The organism is Microcoleus vaginatus PCC 9802, assembly GCA_022701275.1.
Classification (GTDB): Bacteria; Cyanobacteriota; Cyanobacteriia; order Cyanobacteriales; family Microcoleaceae; genus Microcoleus; species Microcoleus vaginatus_A.
Genome location: CP031740.1, coordinates 4,228,574 through 4,242,645, shown reverse-complemented (window position 1 = coordinate 4,242,645; position 14,072 = coordinate 4,228,574). Strand labels below are relative to the sequence as shown.

Sequence of the window (14,072 nt, the reverse complement as noted above, 5' to 3'; positions counted from 1 at the left end):
GCAGCCATGCTACGAAGGTGCGATCGTCGCTCATCTGCTGGGGCGATCAAATATTTGCGATCGCTATGAACGAATGACTCAAAGATTGTCTGAAAAAAAACCGCATGATTCCTATTTTCTGTCGGTCAAGAGTGCCTCTGCGCTTGATGATTTGTAATAACTATTTCCCATCCAATCGGGGGACTCCTTCCAAAAAACTGCCGCTCAACATTAACTCAGTCATCCGGTCTAAGTTGCCGCTGATTTTTAATTTTTTATCTGTTTGAAAGCGCTCAATATCTGCTTGCAAATTACCAGAATTATATCCTAATTTACTCAAATAGTCAATAGCTTGCTGATTGCTTAACAAGATATCCGCAGAACGAAAAATCGGCACGTATTCCTCTCGCCAAATCTGGGCAAAAGTTGTCCTATCTAAATAGAAAATCCTGCCCCGCGCCGGGTCTCCAATGGCAGCTACACTGTCATTCATTCCCAGCAAAGCCACCGCGTGCGGTAGCTTCCGAGGGCCGTCAAACAGCCAAACTGCTAGCACTCCGGGGCGATTAATTTGCTGAATTTGCTCCCAAGTTGGCGTTAATTCGATCGCATTTACGCCCAAAGCTCTTGCTGCTATAATTAACTGTGGCATGGAAGTTCCCAAGCGACTCGTCCCCGCAAAACGCGCTACACTCGATTCCGTCGCATCGATTCCCCAACGCCTTAACACTGTTGCTAGCGCCGCGGGGGCGCAACTGCTGTTAGATGTTTGTCGAAAAACACCGTTGGGCTGCAAATTATTTATTAAATCAGCATAAATTGGCGCCAGAAAATAGTTTTCAGCGCCTGTAAATCCTGCCAATCCCAAGCAACCAATTAAGATTACTGCGATTACTTGCGATCGCGCTGTCAACCAACTTATACTAAAGCCAATACCGCAGACTCCCATCAACATCACTCGTAGCAAAGTCCAAGTAACTTGCATCCCGTGAAAGCGCCACTCGATCGGCAAAGCTGGCATTTGAGGCAGATTTAGAGCCAGTAGCAGCAAGGCAATATAAAAACCCAAAAACAGCAGGGCGATCGAATTTCTGCCCTTAAACAAATCGTTAGCCGTCACTCCAGAGCGAACTAACACTCGCCCGAAGCGCCTTCCCCAGACAAACAGCACCGAACCCAGCACCAGCGTCACTACTATTTCCATGAACTCAAAATTTTGTTGCTTAACTAGGTTGTAACACGCTCGGCGATCGACTTGGAGCCCACTCAATAGTTGGAGAGAGGAAGAGTGGGAGAGAAGATTTGACAATGTTTGGGTTTCGTTCCTCCATTTCTAGCTACAATCGAATAAAGCGGATTTATCCAAAATTGAAGCAGGTAGAACAACCCTTAATCCTAAAGGCTTGACCTGCATCGCTTGCTCGACATTAAGTTTTGCCAGGTTTTTATTGATGAGTGTGAATCAATGGTTGACAATCAGATAATTCAGCTACCTAACCCAAAAGGAGATATTCTTATGTTTGCCAACTTAAATCTGAGAAACCGGATGTTACTCGGATATGGAGTTCCCATTGATTTGAAGGGGATTAAGTAATTTTTTTTGTAATTATAGGAAAACTTTAAGATGCTTAACTTCAAAGCCACCAAATTAAGAGAGCGTATCCTGTGGGGATATTCCATACCGATTTTGCTCTCAGTTGGAGCAGCTACTTGGGTTTTTTTTAATGCTAAAGGAGTAGAAGAAAAAGCAAAAGTTCTAAACAATTCTAATGCTATTGTTATAGGCATAAAAGATCTTGAACTGGGATTCTCAGGTATGCAGAAAGCTGCTCGCGGCTATTTTTTGAGACAAGAGAGTGCTTTCTTAACTGAATACAATGAAGGGGTAAACAGCTTTGACTCTTTCTATCAGGATTTACTTAAGCGGGTTCAAAACCCGAAGCAGCTCCAGCGGCTAGATGAAATGAATGTATTACAAGATAAGATAGACCAAGGCTATAGACAAGCCTTTTCTTTGGTTGATCAAGGTAAGCGAGACGAGGGAATTAACTTGTGGAAGACACAAATTGTACCAAAGCTTCGTCAGGTTGATGCTATAGCTAAGGAGTTTGAAAGCACCCAGGAACAGATTTTAGCTAACAGAGAAAAAGAGCAAATTCAAGCTTTGCAGTTCCTGACTACAGTCGTGATTTTAAGCACTGCTTTAGCTGCACTTACGGCAATTGCGATCGCTCTGTGGATTGCTTCAGGCATTGCAAAGAGAATGAATCACTCAGTCAATATGATTGTTAGTTCTTCCACAGAGATTGCTGCCACAGTTGAACAGCAGGAACGCACAGCCGCACAGCAATTTAGCTCTGTCAATCAAACTACAATCACAATGGATGAGTTGAGCGCGGCTTCCCAACAATCAGCCCACCAAGCCCAAGCTGGTGCGGAATCTGCACGGCAAGCTTTAAAGATCACTGAAAAGGGAACCCTAGCAGTGGAGCAAACCCTGGAATCAATGACAATATTGAAAGAAAATGTCGGGGCGATCGCGGCACAAATTCTGAACTTGAGCGAACAAACCCATCAGATTGGCAATATCTCTACTGATGTCACAGATTTAGCCAATCAAACAAATATGCTGGCACTGAATGCCTCAGTAGAAGCAGTCCGGGCGGGCGAAAACGCCAAAGGTTTTACCGTCATAGCCACAGAAATCCGCAAACTAGCAGATAAAAGTAAGAAATCTGCCGAGAAAATTAACCGCCTAGTCGGTGATATCAAGAAGGCGATAAATTCCACCGTAACGGTGACACAGGAAGGTACTAAAACAGTAGAAGAAGGAACCAAAATCAGTCAAGAAACGGCAGCAGCTTTCTCGGAAGTAGCAAATGCTGTTAATAATGTGGTATTGAACAATCAACAAATTTCTCTAACTGCCCAACAACAAGCCGTGGCCATTCAACAAGTAGTGGAGGCGATGAACAGCCTCAACCTATCGGCAAAAGAAACCGCTAGTGGTATTACTCAAACCAAATTAGGCACTCAACAATTGAACGATGCAGCCCAAAATCTCAATTCAATGGTCTAAAGGGCGCTGAGTGTTTTGGGCTAGCAGACTAGCAATTGATAGCATTGAGTCATGAATTGATCTGGCAGCCCTCCCAGCTTGTCAAACAGCCGGCATCCAAGTCAAAACGATCGCAGGCGATGGCATCCCGAAAGCCAGGACGATCGAATTTCTGCCCTTAAACAAATCGTTAGCAGTAACGGACGATCAAACTAACACCAGCCCGAACCGCATTCCCCAGACTAAGAGTACCGAACCCAGCACCAGCGTCACTACTATTTCTATAAGTTCAGAATATGGTCGCTTAACTAGGTTTTAACATTTATGCGATCGACTTGAACCCCAATCAATAGTGGGAGAGAAGAAGAGTGGGGGAGAGAATTTAGAGAATTTGACGATATTTAGGTTTCGTTCCTCAATTTCTCGCTACAATCGAATAAACAGGATTTATCCAAAATCGAAGCAGGGAAAACAACCATTAATTCTAAAGGCTTGACCTGCATCGCTTGCTCGACATTAACTTTTGTCAGATTTTTGTTGATGAGTCTGAGTCAATGGTTGAGTTAGTAAAGCAAGGAAAGCAAAAAGAAGCGCTGGAATTTTTTTCGAGGTAAAAAGGGGCATTAATTATGAATTAGTATTAGGGATTAAATAATTACTCTGGTTAAAAATAGCAGGAAATTATTGATGCTGTAACTTACCCACAAAAGTCAACAACTCATCAAGGAGTAAAAACGGAAATGTCGCAAAATACTATTCGGCTTAGTAAAGTAGTTCCGTTGGGCTTCGGGTCCCTTTTTTTGTTAATGATTACCATCGGATTTGCCACTAAATTGAGTATGGATAATTTAGCCGAAGCTATTGAGTGGCAAACGCATACTTATGTAGTCAAGACAAATTTACAAGCCCTAGAAAAAGATTTATTGGATGCTGAAACAGGACAGCGGGGGTTTATATTCGCTGGCAAGGAGGAATTTTTAGAACCTTATAAAAATGGTCAAGTAGCATTTTATCAAACAGTAAATGAGACAAAAGAGTTAATAAAAGATAACCCTGAGCAAGTTAAAAAATTGGACCAAGTTGAAAAGTTGGGTCAGCAAAAACTAGATGAATTAGCGGAAACTATATCCCTGAAAAGGGCGGGGAAAGAACCAGAGCTAAGAGCCTTGGTGCTTTCAGGTAAAGGCAAGATATTTATGGATGAAATCAGGGCTAAGCTGGCAGAAATGCTTAAGGTAGAAGATAATCTACTGGTTCAAAGAACCAAATTAGCAAAACAGTCGGAGCAATTAGCGGCGATTGTTTCGATAGGAGGTACGATTGTTGCTGTAGTATTTGGTTCATTTATTGTATTATTTATTTTTGCTAAAATTATCCGACCAATCAATCAGGTAGCAAATACGATCGCCAGTTCTTCCACAGAGATTGCTGCCACAGTTGAACAACAGGAACGCACAGCCGCACAACAATCTAGCTCTGTCAATCAAACTACAATCACAATGGATGAGTTGAGCGCGGCTTCCCAACAATCAGCCCACCAAGCCCAAGCTGGTGCGGAATCTGCACGGCAAGCTTTAAAGATCACTGAAAAGGGAACCCTAGCAGTGGAGCAAACCCTGGAATCAATGACAATATTGAAAGAAAATGTCGGGGCGATCGCGGCACAAATTCTGAACTTGAGCGAACAAACCCATCAGATTGGCAATATCTCTACTGATGTCACAGATTTAGCCAATCAAACAAATATGCTGGCACTGAATGCCTCAGTAGAAGCAGTCCGGGCGGGCGAAAACGCCAAAGGTTTTACCGTCATAGCCACAGAAATCCGCAAACTAGCAGATAAAAGTAAGAAATCTGCCGAGAAAATTAACCGCCTAGTCGGTGATATCAAGAAGGCGATAAATTCCACCGTAACGGTGACACAGGAAGGTACTAAAACAGTAGAAGAAGGAACCAAAATCAGTCAAGAAACGGCAGCAGCTTTCTCGGAAGTAGCAAATGCTGTTAATAATGTGGTATTGAACAATCAACAAATTTCTCTAACTGCCCAACAACAAGCCGTGGCCATTCAACAAGTAGTGGAGGCGATGAACAGCCTCAACCTATCGGCAAAAGAAACCGCTAGCGGTATTACTCAAACCAAAGTAGGCACTCAACAATTGAACGATGCAGCCCAAAATCTCAATTCAATTGTCTAAAGGGCGCTGAGTGTTTTGGGCTAGCAGACTAGCAATTGATAGCATTGAGTCATGAATTGATCTGGCAGCCCTCCCAGCTTGTCAAACAGCCGACCTCCAAGTCAAAACGATCGCAGGCGATGGCATCCCGAAAGCCAGGGCGATCGAATTTCTGCCCTTAAACAAATCGTTAGCAGTAACGGACGATCGAACTAACACCCGCCCGAACCGTATTCCCCAGACTAAGAGCACCGAACCCAGCACCAGCCTCACTACTATTTCTATAAGTTCAGAATATGGTCGCTTAACTAGGTTTTAACACGATCGGCGATCGTCCGTCGGGGAGCCCAGGAGGAGGAGAGTGGGGGAGTCGCAGCATTTTTCTTTTGCCTTCTGCCTTCTTCCCTATTTCTTTAACCACACCTAAAATTTGCCAAATGTCAAGCGACTCGATCGACTTTTCCCCATCTTAGCCACCAAGCCCCAAACAAGATCTAGCGCCGGAAAAAATTTCCCAAATCTATTGCCACAAACGGCCACATCCGTTGTAATATAGATGTAAGTCACAGCCCGTTAAAGCATTCAACAAACAATTAGGCCGCTCAATATATTCACGCTCCAACGAGCGGTGAGTTGTATTGAGCGTGCCTATTAATGAGCGATCGAAGTTCGTCAGACACCCCAAATATTCAGGAAGAATCATGCCATCAAGATCCGCCAACGATGTAGACGTAGCAGAGCAATATTGGCACTACCTAGAAATATCCAAGGTTGCAACTATCTTAGGAACCAACCTGGAAAGCGGTTTAGAACCGACAGAAGCCAACCATCGCCAACAGAAATTCGGGCCCAACGAACTAACGGTTAAAGCAGCGAAACCAGCCTGGTTAAAATTTATCCTGCAATTTAACCAACCCCTCCTGATCATCTTGCTGAGTGCAGGTTTAATCAAAGCAGTGATCGGAGAATGGCTAAACGCTAGCGTAATTTGGGGCGTAACAACCACCAACGCTACTATTAGTTTCATCCAAGAAGCTGGAGCCGAGAAAAAAATTGAAGCCCTAGCCCAAGCTGTCACCACCGAAGCCACAGTCATTCGGGGTGGCAAAAAATTAAGAATTCCCTCCAAAGAACTCGTAGTCGGCGACTTAGTAATCCTGAGTTCCGGCGACAAAGTACCGGCCGACTTGCGCTTAGTGAAAGTGCGCGACTTGCAAATCGACGAATCGGGACTCACCGGGGAATCAGTTGCTGTCGAAAAAGAATTAGGACAATCTGGAGACTTGGTTCTGCCACAAGAAACGCCACTAGCAGAACGGGATAACATGGCCTATGCCGGCAGTTTTGTCACTTTTGGCCAAGGTAGCGGCATCGTAATTGCGATCGCCAATAAAACCGAAACCGGCAAAATCTCCCAACTATTAGATCGGCACCTCGACCTCACCACCCCCTTAACCCGCAAATTCAACCAATTCAGTCAAAACTGGCTGTTATTCGTGCTGGGAATGGCAACCTTGACCTTCGCCGTTCGATTGGGGCGGCCAGTCCCTGAGGGGGTTTCAGCCTTTAAAGAAGCAGTCGAACCCGCAGTCGCCCTGATTGTCGGCGCAATTCCCGAAGGCTTACCCGCCGTCATCACCGTCACCCTAGCCGTAGGCGTTTCCCGGATGGCAAATCGCCACGCGATCGTCCGCAAATTGCCCGCAGTGGAAACCCTCGGCGGCGCTACAGTCATCTGTTCCGACAAAACCGGAACTTTGACGGAAAACCAAATGACGGTGCAAGAAATCTATTCTGGCGGCGAATCCTACTCGGTTACGGGTACGGGATACAGCCCCGAAGGTGAAATTCAACTCAATCAACTGCCAATTACTGTCAGTCAAGCTCCAACTTTGCAAGAATGTTTGCAAGCTGGACTCCTTTGCAACGACTCTCACTTGGAATTTAAAGATGATGATTGGATTGTCGTCGGAGATCCGACAGAGGGAGCATTAATTGCTGCAGGCAAAAAAGCTGATTTGAGTCAGCAAGTTTTGTCCAAGTCAATGCAGCGGCTGGATTCAATTCCCTTTGAATCTCAGTTTCAATACATGGCGACGCTGCACCGAACTCCCACTGGCAAAATTTTGTACGTCAAAGGTTCAGTAGAATCAATTCTCGGCCGCTGCGCTTCCAGTCTCGACACTCAAGGAAATCCGGTAGAAGTCGATCGCGAACAAATTCACCATCAAGTCGATGAAATGGCAAAGCAAGGCTTGCGCGTCTTGGCTTTAGCGAAAAAGCCAGTACCCCAAAGCCAAAATTCCGTCGATCACTCGGATTTGGAGTCAGGCCTGGTTTTCTTGGGACTGCAAGGCATGATTGACCCGCCGCGGGCAGAAGCGATCGCAGCCGTCCAAGCTTGTCAAACCGCCGGCATCCAAGTCAAAATGATTACCGGCGACCACATCGCTACAGCCAAGGCGATCGCCCGCCGCATGGGATTCCGCAAAACTAAACACCACAGAGAACTTGTAGCCTACACCGGCGCCCAACTCGCCGAAATGAGCAAGAACGAACTCGCCGAAGCTGTAGAAGCAGGTTCAGTTTTTGCCCGCGTCGCCCCCGAACAAAAACTCCGCCTCGTAGAAGCCTTGCAGCAGAAAGGCGAAATTGTGGCGATGACGGGAGACGGCGTTAACGACGCGCCCGCTCTCAAACAAGCGGATATCGGGATTGCCATGGGTAGCGGTACGGAGGTTTCTAAGGAAGCCGCGGACATGATTCTGACTGACGATAACTTTGCTTCGATCGAATCTGCTGTAGAAGAAGGGCGATCGGTTTACAAAAATCTGCTCAAAGCAATCAGCTTCATTCTCCCAGTCAACGGCGGAGAATCGATGACAATTTTGCTCAGCACGCTCCTAGGTCGAGAATTGCCGATTTTGTCGCTACAAATTCTCTGGCTGAATATGCTCAACTCGATCACCATGACTGTGCCTCTGGCTTTCGAGCCCAAGTCCGTGGGAGTCATGAAACAGCAGCCCCGACCGGTAAACGAACCTTTTCTCACCGGAAATCGGATCAAGCGGATCATCGCTATTTCTCTTTACAACTGGACTCTGATTTTCGGAATGTTTGAATGGGTGCGCCAAGCGGAGTGGGGAACTTTGGAACTGGCTCGCACGATGGCGATTCAAGCTTTGGTAATGGGGAGAATTTTTTACCTGTTGAGTCTCAGCCAGTTGTTGCCTTCTTTGATTGCTAAGTTTAGCGGTTCTAAGGAAGAAGTTAGCGGCGCTCCCGCCCTCGGTGTGGGAATTGTCCTGGCGGTGATTTTGCAGATCATCTTTGCTAATTCTCCGTTTGTCAATCGCATATTTGAGACGGCTCCAATGAACTTGGATCAGTGGTTGATTTGTTTCGGAGTCGCGCTACCGATGATCGGTGTTGCTCTCTCGGTCAACCGCTTTGACCCGCCCAACTAACCTGCTGCACAAAAGTGCGATCGAACTTGTAGGTACTGCCACCGATTAGTAATTTCGGGTGTTCAGAAACCCGGTTTCTTCAAGAAACCGGGTTTCTCTGTTTTACAGAAATCGAACCTGAAAGCCCACGTCATATCATATTCGGTAAATCACTTACGATTAAGCGCCAATTTTAGTCCACCAATGAAAACCCGTTAACCCTTTGAAAACAGCCGGTTCGTAAAACCTTAATTGTTTCTGTATAATGCACTACAATTAACCATTAAAAAAGTAGAGAGATATTAACAAAGTAAATGTGCGCGGGTAGCGAGATTTGCCGCTTATTGACAATAGATTTAAATGAGCCCCGATCGCCATTCGCTACAACCTTTACCCAGCAAGTCTTGGTTTGAACCAGTTTTGATAAGCAAACCAGATCGCCCTTCCCAACGGTTCGTTATCGATAGCGTCATCCTAAAAGATTTACTTATCAATCAAATTTAATAATTGTTTTAGAATTGTGGCGCGAGTAAGGTAGAGTTAATTATCAAGTCAAGGAAACGTGCGGCTCGCAAAAAGTGAGTTCACAGAACTCGGCCGATCGAAATATCGATATTAATCAAAAAAGTCAAATCAGCAGGGATAGTTTAAAGACTTATGCTAGCGATAAATCTTTTGCTCCCTCCTGCCAACCAGCGCTCAAAACAGTTCGCTAAATTCCCTTAGCGAACAGAAAAAAAGCGCCTTGATAAACTTCAGTGATGTCGTTACAGAAGATTATGAATTGCAGCGAGGCTAGACTATGACAAAGTTTTCAGAGCAATTTTCTCGGCGTAAATTTATCGTTACAGCAGGTGCATCTGCTGTCAGTTCAATACTGCTCAAAGGCTGTTTGGGAAATCCCCCAGAACCCGGTGCAACTGCCGGTGCTGACGGCGCAATACCCGCGGCTACCTCAGTAATGGCTGTTGCCAACGAGAAAAGAGTCGAAGGAATTGAAAGCACTAAAATTACATTGGGATATATCCCGATCGTCGAAGCAGCACCTTTAATCATTGCCCAAGAAAAAGGCTTTTTTGCCAAATACGGCATGACTGAGGTAACAGTTGCTAAACAAGCCAACTGGGGCTCTGCCAGAGATAACGTAGAAATCGGCTCTGCCGGCGGCGGCATTGACGGCGGCCAGTGGCAAATGCCGATGCCTTATCAAATTAGTAAAGGTCTGATCACCAAAAACGGCGTCCAAATCCCGATGTATGTTCTAGCCCAGTTGAACACTCAAGGAAATGGAATTGCGATCGCGAGCAAACACCAAGGCAAAGGGCTCGGACTTAAACTAGATCAAGCGGCCCAAGACTACATCAAAGGCCTCAAACAAGCAGGTACTCCCTTCAAAGCAGCCTACACCTTCCCCAAAGTCAACCAAGACTTGTGGCTTCGCTACTGGCTGGCAGCTAACGGCATCAATCCCGATACAGATGTCGAACTGCTAACAGTACCGGCCGCCCAAACCGTGGCCAACATGAAAACCGGAAGTATGGACGGTTTCAGCACCGGCGACCCCTGGCCGCTGCGGATTGTCAAAGAAAACATCGGCTTCATGTCCGCCCTCACCTCCGAAATCTGGAAAGCACATCCAGAGGAATATCTAGCAATTCGCGGCGACTGGGTAGACAAACACCCCAAAGCCACCGAAGCCTTACTCGCAGGACTAATTGAGGCACAGCAGTGGTGCGACAAGCCCGAACATCGAGCCGAATTAGTCGCCATTGTTTCTGGAAGAAACTTCTTTGACGTATCTCCGACGGTTTTGACGCCTCCTTATGAAGGCAAGTATGTCATGGGCGACGGCAAACCAGACATCAACGACTTCAAGAGCAGTCCGCTGTACTGGAAAGACGACCTCGGCAACGTTTCTTATCCCTACAAGAGTCACGATTTATGGTTCATTACCGAAAGCGTTCGCTGGGGTTTCCTGCCGACAAAAACCTTGGCAGACAAAAAGACACTCATCGATAAAGTCAACCGTGCAGATATCTGGAAGAAAGCAGCTAAATTAGCCGGAGTTGCTGATGCTGACATTCCGAAAAGTACGTCTCGCGGCATTGAGAAGTTCTTTGACGGCAAAGAGTTCAACCCGGAAAATCCCGAAGCTTACCTTAAGAGTTTGGCAATTAAAAAAGTGTGATGGGGTCTTAGCTTCGCATAATTGAGTCTCGAAAAAAACAGCAGAAACATAGGAGATTAACAAGATGGCTGTCAGCACAAATCGGAGAGGCGGAGTCGATGCCCAAGGAGCATTTGGCGAATTTTGGAAGAAGAATTCCCCGAATATCTTGCCGCCAATTTTGGGAGTAATTGGATTTTTGTTAGTTTGGCAGTTCTTGTCAAGTACGGGACTGATCAAACTGCCCGGGCCGATCAGCGTTTGGACTGACGAACGGACGCGGATTTTGTTGCTGTATCCTTTCATGAACTCCAAAACCTACGGAGTCGGCTTATTTTGGCAGACTTTGGCTAGTTTGGAACGGGTGGCAAAAGGCTACACTCTCGCGGCGGCTGTGGGAATCAGCATGGGGGTTGTCGTAGGTACGAATCCTTTTTTAAATAGGGCTTTAGATCCGATTTTCCAGTTTTTGCGGATGGTAGCGCCTTTGGCTTGGGTGCCGATCGCCCTGGCTGCACTGCAACAAAACGAACCTGCTGCTTTGTTCGTGATTTTTATCACCTCAGTTTGGCCGATTTTAATCAACACGGCTGAAGGTGTTCGCCAAATTCCCGACGATTACAACAACGTGGCGAAAGTGCTGCAACTTTCTCGTCAGGAATATTACATGAATATTTTGTTTCCGTCGGCGCTTCCTTATATCTTCACAGGATTGAGAATTGCGATCGGTTTGGCTTGGCTGGCGATTATTGCTGCGGAAATTGTGATGTCTGGGATTACGGGTATCGGCTTCTTTATTTGGAATGCTTACCAGCAAAACTACATCAGCGAAATTCTGTTAGCGGTGTTCTACATTGGCGCTGTTGGTTTGTTGCTCGATCGCATGATGGCTTGGTTGCAGCAAAAGATTGCTCCTAGTCAAGGAAAGTAGTTTTGAGTTACTTCTTGGATGCCGGAAGAATTAGGATTATTTAACCGCGAAGACGCGAAGGACACGAAGGAAGAAGAGGGAAGAAGTAGATAATATTCTACGGGAAAGTCACAGTATTTATACTTCCAGTCTCTCCCTCCAATCTACTTCTAGGCTCTGCCTGGGAAGTTAATTAGCAGCTATCGAAATAACAAACCTACAAAAAAGGCAAGAAAATCATGTCTGTTTTGATTGCAGTAGAACAAGTCGAAAAAGTTTTTAATTTATCAGACGGTGGCACATACATAGCCCTCAAAGGCATCGATCTGGAAATTAAAAAAGGCGAATTTATCTCATTAATTGGACACTCTGGCTGCGGCAAATCTACGCTGCTCAATATGGTGGCAGGTTTGGATTTGCCGACATCCGGATTGGTGACAATTGAAGGGCAAAGAATCACCCAGCCAGGCCCCGATCGCATGGTAGTATTCCAAAACTATTCGCTGCTACCGTGGCGGACGGTCAGAGAAAATATTACTCTAGCTGTAGATTCGGTGATGAGTGGCTTACCCAAGGCGGAACGCCTCGAAATCATTCAAAAACACATCGATATGGTGGGCTTAACTCCCCACGCCGAGAAGCAACCGGCACTGCTGTCGGGCGGACAAAAACAGCGCGTGGCGATCGCCCGTGCTCTGGCCCTGCGCCCCAAACTGTTACTCTTAGACGAACCCTTCGGCGCTTTGGATGCTTTGACTCGCGGCAACTTGCAAGAAAAGTTGATGGAAATTTGCCAAGAGTACGAAATCAGCGCCCTGATGGTAACGCACGATGTGGATGAGGCGGTGTTGCTGAGCGATCGCATTGTCATGCTCACCAACGGCCCAGAATCGAAGATTGGCGGGATTCTCGAAGTAGACATCCCCCGCCCCCGCCAGCGGATGGAAGTCGTCTCACACCCCAGCTACTACGCTCTACGTAGCGAAATGATTTACTTCCTCAACCAGCAGAAGCGGGTGAAAAAACTGCGGGCGCGGAAAGTACCCGCGATCGCCCGCCACGGCCTAGAAAAAGTAAACCTCGAAATCGGCTTCGTCCCCCTCGCAGCCTGCGCTCCCCTCGCCGTCGCCAAAGAAAAAGGCTTATTTGCCAAGCACGGCCTCGATGAAGTCCACCTCGTGCGGGAAACAAGCTGGCGCGGCATCGTAGACGGCATCGCCGCAGGTTACTTAGACGCAGCTCAAATGCCCTCTGGGATGGCGATGTGGTTGAGCTTGGGGGGCCACCAAGAGAAGCCGATTCCGACGGTTACAGCCCTCACCATGAGCCGCAATGGCAACGGAATTACCCTCGCGAGGCGCTTTTACGACCAAGGGATCTACACTCTGGCAGACTTTAAAGAAATGCTCCAGAGAACGCCCGCGCAAACGCACCGTATGGCGATCGTCCATCCTTCTTCGATGCACAACTTGTTGCTGCGTTACTGGCTGGCTTCCGGCGGCATTGACCCGGATCGCGATGTGTTGCTGAAAAATATCCCACCGGCTCAGATGATCGTTGACTTGCAGGGCGGCACTATTGACGGTTTCTGCGTCGGCGAACCTTGGAATTTGCGGGCCTCGATGGAAGGAGTCGGCTTTACGGTGGCGACAGATTTGGAACTGTGGCCGGGACACCCCGCGAAAATTCTGGGGGTGCGGGAAGACTGGGCAAATGCTTATCCCAACACTCACATTGCTCTAGTCAAAGCTTTGCTCGAAGCTTGCCACTATTGCGCCGATCCAAATCACGCCGCCGAGGTTTCGGAAATTGTCGCGGGAAGGGAATACGTCGCTACTGATAAGAGTTACATCCAACTCGGCGACCCGAAATCTGTTGCTTGCAACCTCGATACTCCGATGCGGGAATACGCCCACCACTTGTTTTCTGGAGAGGGGGTGAATCGCCCAAGCCGCACCGAACAACTGTGGCACATGGTGCAGATGGCGCGCTGGGGCGATACTGTGTTCCCGCGCAACTGGGTGGAAATTCTGGAGCGGGTGGTGCGAGTCGGTGCGTTCAGCACGGCGGCGCGAGAGCTGGGGATGGCTGATATTACTTACACTCGCGGTTCTCTCAGCTTGTTTGACGGCTCGGTGTTTAATGCTGACGATCCGATCGGCTATCTCAACAATCTGGCGATTAAACGCGATTTCACGATGGCGGAAGTTGTACTCGATTCCGGTCGCAGAGCTGCTTAGAGCGGTTTTTCGTTGGATAAAAACAGGCTAATTGCTAATTGTTAGTTGTTGGTTTTTAGCTGTTAATTGCTAGTGAGCAATTCCCTCTTCATGAC

General features: G+C 47.0%; 7 protein-coding genes. 6 read left to right on the top strand and 1 reads right to left on the bottom strand.

The window, feature by feature from the left end; translation table 11 throughout:
* Positions 1-160 precede the first annotated feature (160 nt).
* Positions 161-1,183 carry a hypothetical protein gene (locus D0A34_17230; GenBank protein UNU20384.1) on the bottom strand — a complete coding sequence of 341 codons (1,023 nt, stop codon included), beginning with the start codon at positions 1,181-1,183 and terminating at the stop codon, positions 161-163.
* Positions 1,184-1,603: 420 nt separating this feature from the next.
* On the opposite strand from D0A34_17230, the gene D0A34_17225 reads away from it, so the two are divergent.
* The 6 genes from D0A34_17225 to D0A34_17200 all read left to right on the top strand — a co-directional run bounded on the left by D0A34_17225 (position 1,604) and on the right by D0A34_17200 (position 13,977).
* Entirely contained in the window at positions 1,604-3,058 is a 1,455-nt protein-coding gene (locus D0A34_17225; GenBank protein UNU20383.1) for a chemotaxis protein, read from the top strand.
* A 719-nt stretch (positions 3,059-3,777) separates the two neighbouring features.
* Positions 3,778-5,235 (top strand): chemotaxis protein, encoded by a 1,458-nt coding sequence (locus D0A34_17220; GenBank protein ID UNU20382.1) that lies wholly within the window; start codon positions 3,778-3,780, stop codon positions 5,233-5,235.
* A 680-nt stretch (positions 5,236-5,915) separates the two neighbouring features.
* Positions 5,916-8,681 carry an HAD family hydrolase gene (locus D0A34_17215; GenBank protein ID UNU20381.1) on the top strand — a complete coding sequence of 922 codons (2,766 nt, stop codon included), beginning with the start codon at positions 5,916-5,918 and terminating at the stop codon, positions 8,679-8,681.
* 781 nt (positions 8,682-9,462) lie between these two features.
* The gene (locus tag D0A34_17210; protein UNU20380.1) at positions 9,463-10,848 is read left to right on the top strand and encodes a bicarbonate-binding protein; all 1,386 of its coding nucleotides are present in this window, start codon (positions 9,463-9,465) and stop codon (positions 10,846-10,848) included.
* A 64-nt stretch (positions 10,849-10,912) separates the two neighbouring features.
* Positions 10,913-11,758, top strand: a complete 846-nt coding sequence (ntrB, locus tag D0A34_17205; GenBank protein UNU20379.1) for a nitrate ABC transporter, permease protein — start codon at positions 10,913-10,915, stop codon at positions 11,756-11,758.
* A gap of 218 nt (positions 11,759-11,976) precedes the next feature.
* Entirely contained in the window at positions 11,977-13,977 is a 2,001-nt protein-coding gene (locus D0A34_17200) for an ATP-binding cassette domain-containing protein (protein UNU20378.1), read from the top strand.
* Positions 13,978-14,072 lie beyond the last annotated feature (95 nt).

Bases quoted from the DNA above. Each gene is read 5' to 3' on its own strand.
- D0A34_17230 (UNU20384.1), bottom strand. From the start codon at position 1,183: ATGGAAATAGTAGTGACGCTGGTGCTGGGTTCGGTGCTGTTTGTCTGG.
- D0A34_17225 (UNU20383.1), top strand. From the start codon at position 1,604: ATGCTTAACTTCAAAGCCACCAAATTAAGAGAGCGTATCCTGTGGGGA.
- D0A34_17220 (UNU20382.1), top strand. From the start codon at position 3,778: ATGTCGCAAAATACTATTCGGCTTAGTAAAGTAGTTCCGTTGGGCTTC.
- D0A34_17215 (UNU20381.1), top strand. From the start codon at position 5,916: ATGCCATCAAGATCCGCCAACGATGTAGACGTAGCAGAGCAATATTGG.
- D0A34_17210 (UNU20380.1), top strand. From the start codon at position 9,463: ATGACAAAGTTTTCAGAGCAATTTTCTCGGCGTAAATTTATCGTTACA.
- ntrB (UNU20379.1), top strand. From the start codon at position 10,913: ATGGCTGTCAGCACAAATCGGAGAGGCGGAGTCGATGCCCAAGGAGCA.
- D0A34_17200 (UNU20378.1), top strand. From the start codon at position 11,977: ATGTCTGTTTTGATTGCAGTAGAACAAGTCGAAAAAGTTTTTAATTTA.